Origin of the sequence: Streptomyces dryopteridis (genome assembly GCF_049606955.1) — a bacterium.
Lineage (GTDB): Bacteria > Actinomycetota > Actinomycetes > Streptomycetales > Streptomycetaceae > Streptomyces.
Window position 1 is genome coordinate 6,065,088 of sequence record NZ_CP187113.1, and the last position, 7,053, is coordinate 6,072,140.

5 protein-coding genes are annotated in these 7,053 nt (G+C 70.8%); 2 read left to right on the forward strand and 3 right to left on the reverse strand.

What is annotated here, in order from left to right; translation table 11 throughout:
* Positions 1 to 209: 209 nt before the first annotated feature.
* Positions 210 to 1,439 carry an FG-GAP-like repeat-containing protein gene (locus ACN20G_RS26335; RefSeq protein WP_424215298.1) on the reverse strand — a complete coding sequence of 410 codons (1,230 nt, stop codon included), beginning with the start codon at positions 1,437 to 1,439 and terminating at the stop codon, positions 210 to 212.
* A gap of 896 nt (positions 1,440 to 2,335) precedes the next feature.
* Here ACN20G_RS26335 and ACN20G_RS26340 point away from each other — a divergent pair.
* Positions 2,336 to 2,518 (forward strand): hypothetical protein, encoded by a 183-nt coding sequence (locus ACN20G_RS26340; RefSeq protein WP_424215299.1) that lies wholly within the window; start codon positions 2,336 to 2,338, stop codon positions 2,516 to 2,518.
* Positions 2,519 to 3,268: 750 nt separating this feature from the next.
* Positions 3,269 to 3,718, forward strand: coding sequence for a hypothetical protein (locus tag ACN20G_RS26345; protein ID WP_424215300.1), 450 nt, complete (start codon positions 3,269 to 3,271; stop codon positions 3,716 to 3,718).
* 363 nt (positions 3,719 to 4,081) lie between these two features.
* Here ACN20G_RS26345 and ACN20G_RS26350 read toward each other — a convergent pair whose 3' ends face one another.
* Both ACN20G_RS26350 and ACN20G_RS26355 read right to left on the reverse strand, forming a co-directional pair.
* Complete coding sequence (locus tag ACN20G_RS26350) at positions 4,082 to 4,699, reverse strand: helicase associated domain-containing protein (protein WP_424215301.1); 618 nt, start codon at positions 4,697 to 4,699, stop codon at positions 4,082 to 4,084.
* The gene (locus ACN20G_RS26355) at positions 4,621 to 6,654 is read right to left on the reverse strand and encodes a DEAD/DEAH box helicase family protein (RefSeq protein WP_424215302.1); all 2,034 of its coding nucleotides are present in this window, start codon (positions 6,652 to 6,654) and stop codon (positions 4,621 to 4,623) included. Before ACN20G_RS26355 ends, ACN20G_RS26350 begins: the two co-directional genes overlap by 79 nt.
* Positions 6,655 to 7,053 lie beyond the last annotated feature (399 nt).

The following is a 7,053-nucleotide window of genomic DNA, read 5'->3' on the forward strand; positions in this document are numbered from 1 at the left end:
GGAGGCCGCGGGGCCGGACGCCCCACCCTGGGCGGCCGTGGTCCCTGCGAAGAGCCGGAGCGTCGTCCGGCGGGGACACACTGAGACCGGCCACGGGGCCGGCGACTGCACGGTTCGTCTCGCGGCCGGCGCGCCGAGCGCGCCGGCCGCGGAAACGTCGTCGGACGTGGGATTCCGGGCCGAGCACGCCGGTCCGGTTCGGGATGCTTCTACCAGTTGGTCTTGAGTGCCTTGCGGGCGCCGAGTCCGGATCCGGTGCCCGGGTAAAGGAAGAGGGTGCGGCTGACGTTCTCGACGGCGATGAGATCGGGCTTGCCGTCACCGGTGAAGTCACCGGCGGCCAGGTCCCGCATGCTGGTCCAGTTCACGCCCAGGGACCGTGCGGCGCCCAGGGAGCCGTCGGCCTTGCCGGGGTAGAGGTAGAGCTTGCCGTCGGCCTTTTGGACGGCGAGCAGGTCGGGCTTGCCATCGCCGTCGAAGTCGCTGGCGGCGAGGGTCTGCATGGTGGTCCAGTTGCTGCCGATCTTGCTGCGCCCCTGGTCGCCCACGAGGGTGCCGTCTCCGTTGCCCTCGTAAAGGTGGAAGAGGCCGGTGCTCTTGTCGACGCCCAGCAGGTCGGCCTTCCCGTCCCCGGTGAAGTCGCCGGCGGCAAGATCCTGCATCGCGCTCCAGTTACTGCTGTGTTGGATCCGGCTGCCGAGAGTGCCGTCGCCCTTGCCCGGATAGACGTAGAGCTTCCCGGAGGCCTTCTCGATCGCCACGAGGTCGGCGATGCCGTCTCCGGTGAAGTCGGCGGCCACCAGCTCGCGCATGCTGGACCAGTTGCTGCCGATGCGGATCCGGTTGGTGTCGGAGGCGATCGTGCCGTCACCCTTGCCAGGGAAGAGGTAAAGGGAGCCGGTGGCGTTCTCGACGGCGACGACGCCGGCGGTGCCCTTCGTGACGAAGTCGCCGGCGGCGACCTCGGTCATGCCGTCCCGGCCCGGGTCCGGGGTGTCGTCGATGATGCCATTCCACCTCATGGGGCGGTAGTCCTTCTCGCCATAGCCCGAGAAGTAGGGGTAGGGGATCTGGCGGTAGTGGACACCGCTGGAGCTGAATTCGTAACCCCAGTAGGCCGTCTTGTTGCTGTTGGTCCACTTCTCGAAGAGGACGATGTGCCCGGAGTTGCCGGGGTTGGGGTTGTTGAGGGCGTCGCCGGGCTTGAGGTCGGCCTTCGTGATCCAGTGGGCGACGCCGCTGGGGATGAAGGTGTTCGTCGCGTAACCGGGCTTTGCCGTGGCCCAGGCCATGGAGACGTAGCCGGAGCAGTCCGTGCGGTATCCCTGGTGGATGGCGCCCTGGTTGTACTTCAACCCCTTGCCGACCCAACTCTTGGCCTGGGCTATCACCTCCGCACGGGTGATGCTCGCGTAGGGGTTCGGCGCGTCGAGGGACACGCTGGGCCCCTGGCCGGAACTGCCGTAGTCGCCGTTGGAAGGAGTGGAGCCGGTGGCCGGCGAGCCGGAAGCGGTTCTGTCCGGGGCGGGAGCGGAGGGCGCTTCGGTCTCCGGAGCATTCGGCGGGAGATTCGTCGAAGGCGTGATCGACGGGCCCTCAGCGATGGGCGGTACGGACGCGAAGGTCGACGGGACGGGAGCTGGCTCGGTCGCCCCGGACGGCGTGATGGTCATGGCGCCGAGGGTCAGGGTCAGGCCGAGGCTGACCGTCCCGCTCAAGGCCAGTGTGCTCTTGGACCGGGGGGTACGCACAACAAACTCCGGGTATCGGGGACGAGTTTGGAAATGGGAAGTTCGGCTTCGAGTGGGGGGGGGCTTGCCCGAAGCCCTGGAAGGGCACCCGAGGGAGCCGTCCGCAAGATCATTTTCTGTGGCTCCGACGCGAGCCGATCAGGGGCAACAGCCACCGCTTCGACGGACTTTGGCCCCTAAGCGGTGCCGTGCGATGGCTGGCGCGTTGCCTGCGGAGGACAGGTCGCATTCGGGTCGGAACGCGTCTGTGCCACCAGGGAGGCTGGGCGTGGCCGTCGGCGGGTCCTGATTACGAGGGCGGGGTACGCCGAGGCCGAGCCCGCGGGAGAACCCGGCCTCGGCGGTGCGGTCAGACGATGAAACGCATGCTCCTCCAACTGTTGCCGCCCCACAAAGTGGTGTCGCCAGTCACGTTGCCCTTGCCGTCGTTCCCGTAGAGGTGGAGGGATCCGTCGAGCCAAGTGATCACCATCTGGCCGCGCCGTCGCCGGTGAAGTCGCCGGTGGTGAGTGTCTGGGTGTCTTGGAACGCATAGTGTGGCCCTCGCTCGCCCACGTCACGATCACCCCCACTACGAACACGCCGTGCCCGGGGCCAAGACCCGTCCCCAGTTCGAGGTCACCCCCGACATCCGAGTCTTCCTCGCCTACTGGCAAGGCAACGCCTCCGCGGTCCACCGCCAACTCCTCCAGCGCGCCCACGCCAACCTTGCACACCCGACCCCGGACCTGCCCGCCGGCGCCCCACCGAGACCGTCCTGTTCCTGACACCGGTGCCCGCACTGTCGACCTTCCTGCGCGCGATCCGCCGTGACCTCACCCTCGGCGGACGCGCAGGACTCGCCACGACCCACAAGCTGGCCACACCCACGACGTGTTCGCCCGCCGACCACCCACCTGGGAGGCCGACCACGTCCAGGTCCCCTCCCCTCGACGCCGACGCCGACGCCGACGCCGACACTGACGCCGACGGCGCCCTCGCCCGCCTCCGAACCGCCCCGCGCAGACCTCGCCCACCCCGTTCGCCGGGCGCCCGGATATACCACCGCGCAGCCCGTCGACGGTGCTCGTCGACTCTGATGTTCACGGCCCCGGTCAGGCGCGTCGGCGTGGGCCGGTCATGTCCTGCCGCGCGCACTGCGTTTCCCGCACGACACCCCTCGCGGGCCCACCCACCTGAGGCCCCCGCACACGACCACTGGCACCCGCCACGCACGTGTTCACCGCCCGCCCGGTGCACCGTGCCCACCGTGCCGAGCTGCTCCTCGCCGGGGCTCGTGCTGGTCCGGGTGGCGGGGGCGTGTGGACTTCAGCACGGGGGTGGGGTCGGGCCCGGGGCCCTGCGTCTCCGCTCGTGTTCCGGGCCACGCCCCGCGAGCCGCTTCCGGGCCCCTTTGGTCGTCGGTTCCTGTCCGGGCCCCGACACTGTGCCCGTCTTCGACTCGCGCCTGCTCGTCCCCGCCCTCGACGGCGGCGAGAAGGACGGGTTTGTTCGGGCGTGGTCGTAGGGTCGGGGGCATGTTCAGCACGATCGAGTTCAGGGTGGCCCAGGGCCAGGTGTACACGTTCATCAACGGCGTGGACCTGGTGGACAAGTACGTGGGCCGCCACGGCCGCGGCGGCGACCCCGAGGTGCTGTTCCCCACCACAGGCACCGGCCCGCTGACGGCGACCCGGGCCGGGACCACGGTCCACCTCGCGGAGCCCGACTGCAATGGCGGCTGCTGCGGATACCTCCAAGCCGACGTCCACCTCCAGGACATCCGCGTCCAGTGGTCCAACTGGTACGTCCCCTCCCACCACCCCGACATCCCCGACACCCTCTGGTTCGACGTCGACCAATACGCCCGGGCCATCGCCGCGATCACCCCCGGCCCACCAGCCCCACCCACACGCCCCGCACCCCGCCCGAGGGCCTGGCCGACCACGTCCGGCCGGGGCGCCCGCAAGAAGGACCGACGAACATGATCAGGCCAGAGCCGGCGGCGGTGGAGGCGATGTCGGCATCCGTGCGCCCCCAGGCCGCGGCCGCGATCGCCATCCAACGCGAGCGCCACACTAGATGACCCACCAGCCCGCCACCCGGCCGCACCCGAGCCCGTGATGAAGACCTCCACGCCCGGGGGCCGCCACCCTCCCGCGCACGCCCTCGGGCCCGTGTGCGGTGCCCAGGATCATGTCTTCGCCCTGGACGTGTGTGCTCGGCCGCCGACCACCACCAGGCGCCGGCGGATGCACCGTGAACCTCCTCCTCGACCTCCTCGCCCCGGCCGTCCTCCACACGCTCCGCCGACTCGCCCTTCTCGACGTCCTGACCCCGCCCGAACCCGCTCACCGCACACCCGCCCCGGCCCCGGCGGTCTCGGTGAGCTCGGCCGCCCACGGCACCCCGCGTTCGGCGAGCGCGGCGAGCTGCACCGCGTCCAGCCGCTCCCGCCTGCTTTTGAGGTTCATGGTCCACACCCCGACCTTCACCTCGGCCCCGTCGGGCATGACCTCGACGGCCTTGCGCTGCGGCAACTCCCCGGTGCGGGCGAGGTAGGCGTCCAACGCCGCGAGGCCCCGCTCGAACGCCCCCACGCGCGGGGCCCGCCGCGGCCGCGCCGCGGCCGTCGCGTCCTCGCCGGGCGTCTCCTCGGGCGCGACGCCGTACCGGCCGAGGCGTTCGCGCTGCCCCTCGACGAGCCGCGCCCACACGGCGGCCTGGCGTTGTCGGGCGAGCCACGCGCCGACGTCGAGGCCGTTGACGGTGGTCCCGGGTGGGATGTCGAGTCCGTTCACCGTGGTCTCGGGTCTGTCGTGTCCGGGCTTGCCGTCCGATGCCGCATCGTTGTCTTCCAGGACTCTGGTCCTGTTCTCGGCAAGGAGCGTCAGGGCCGCCCAGTGGCGCTGCCAGTCCGGATTCCAGCTCGGGTTCCAGTCCGGGTCGATGACGGCCAGGGCGGCCACGACCTCGGGCCGCCGCGCCGCGATGTGGGGCCGGCGGTGGTTGGAGATCCACTGCCCGAGCGGCTTCTCCACCACCACCGCATCCGCGGGACACACAGCGTCCCGTGCTCCGCGTAGTACACCCGCGCGGCGTCGAGGTGCTCGGCGATGTCGGCCTGGGCCCGGTCCCACTCGATCCCGAGCTCCTCCAGCTTCGCCGCCCGGTCGCCGCGCATGCGCCCGGCCGCGAACGCCGTTCGCTGCTCGCTCCACCACCTGCCCAGCGGGAACGTGCCCTCCCGGTGGAGGTAGGGGATCCGCACGTGCCCTTCGCGCATGCGGAACAGGCGCGCGGCCGCGTGCCCGCGCCGCCAGTCGAGACGCTCGGTGTCGATGACCTCGTACCGAATGAACTCCGCGATCTCCACGGGGTCCCGCCGGGTGGAGAACCGCAACAGGTACCGCTCGTCCTCCGCACCCTCCTCCGGCGCCTCCCCGAGCTCGATCGGGGCCACGTACCCGCGCCCCTCCTGCGGCATCGCGAGGTGTTCCAGGGCGTCCTCGTCGTGGCTCCTCAGACCACGCAACACCTGGACAAGCGGCCGGTACGCCCGCGAGGAGAGATCCGATTTCTCGCCCTCGGGCAGGAAGATCGGCACGATCAGGGAGGCCGTCTTCCTTTCCCCGGGGTGCTGCCGCAGGGCCCGGCCGATGGCCTGGACGATGTCGTGCGGTGCACCCTTCGGATCGGCAAAAACCACGGAGTCCACGGCGCGAATGTCGACGCCTTCCCCGAGGACTTTGCACTGGGCGATGATCGCGCGGTGCGCGGTGTGGGAGAACCCGTGCAGCACCTCCTGGCGCCGCTCGGCGGAGTGCTCCCCGGACAGCCAGTCCACCCACACCGGATCCCCGTGGGCCTCCGGGTCGGCCTTCCGCAGCTTCTTCAGCGTCCCGGGCAGGCCCTCGGCGAAGGCGCGGGCCTCGACGGTGCGGTGGTGGAACGTGATCGAGGTCTTCAGCCCGTACTCCGTCATCGTCTTGAGCACGGCGGCCTGGAGCACGGCGAGCCGGTCGCCGCGTACGTCCTCCTCGCGCCGTTCCTGCCCGAACAGCCGGCGGGGCGGGAGGACCGGGTCGGTGACCTCGACCACGATGACGCGGTACTCGGCCAGGAGCCCTCTGGCGACACTTGAGGGCAGGGAGAGCTCGAAGATGCGCGGGCCGTAGACCGCCTCGTCGTCCATGCTCGCCGCCAACCACGGCGGCAGCAGGGCCTTCCCGGCCTTCCGCTCGTTCTCGGCGTGCTGCTCCCGCACCCGCTCCGACGGCGGCCGGTCCACCCACACCCGGGGCGTCGCCGTGAAGTAGAGCCGGCGGTCGGCGGGCAGCAGCTCCTGGTCGTGGACGTCCGCCCACGACTTCGCCAGGCTCCCCGAGGTCCGGTGCGCCTCGTCCGCGACCACCAAGTCGAACCGACCGAGCCGCTGCCCGTAGGTGCCGGCGCACGCCTCGATGACGACCCCCATCGAGCTGTAGGTGGCGAACATCAGCACCGGGCCCGTGCGGTGCCACAGCGCCAGCTGCGGCGGCGAGGTCGTCGACCGGATCCCCAGCTCCCAGAGCACCGGGTCGTCGTCCAACGAGCACACCGCGACCGCCGTGCCCTCGTGCCCGGCCGCCCGCCACGCGGCCGCGGTCTGGGTCAGCAACTCCAGCGTCGGCACCAGGACCAGGACCCGCCCGTGCGGCACCAGGCGCCGCGCGGACTCCGCCGCGATCAGGGTCTTCCCCGTCCCGCACGCGGCGATCACCTGCCCCCGCACCCCGTTCCACGGGATCCCGCCCCGAGGCACGTCCATGCCCCGCAGAATCGCGTCCACCGCCTCGACCTGATGCGGCCGCAAGCTCATCCCCACGAACTCCACCTTCCCGAGAAAGGACAGCAGGCCGAATCCGTGAGAATACGCAAGCATCAATAGACGGATTCACCCACCCCGAAAAGCCGATCCGAATCCGAAACACGCAAGAGGTGAACACCGGCAAAAAATCCACACGACACAGAATGCGGATTCCCCGGCCGGCCGTCTGCTCCAGAGGTGGGAGGCTTGTATCCGTGATAATACACGTGCATCATGTGATGCACAGCCGGTTCGGGACACAGCCCCTCGTGTGGGTGACGAACCGGCCGGACCCAACCCGGCACCAACCGAGACCGCTTGACGACAGGTCACCGGCCACCCCGCTCCCGCCGTTGCCGGCCCCGCGAAGCGGGACCAGCCCGAAGGGCTGGGGGAGCAGAGCGAAGCGGCGCGACCAGAGGCCCCGAAGGGGACTCCGACCCGAAGGGTCGCACCCTCGCGCGCAGCGCGCCG

What these genes read in the sequence shown, in the direction of transcription:
- ACN20G_RS26345 (WP_424215300.1), top strand. Translation starts at nt 3,269, where the DNA reads ATGTTCAGCACGATCGAGTTCAGGGTGGCCCAGGGCCAGGTGTACACG.
- ACN20G_RS26355 (WP_424215302.1), bottom strand. Translation starts at nt 6,654, where the DNA reads ATGCTTGCGTATTCTCACGGATTCGGCCTGCTGTCCTTTCTCGGGAAG.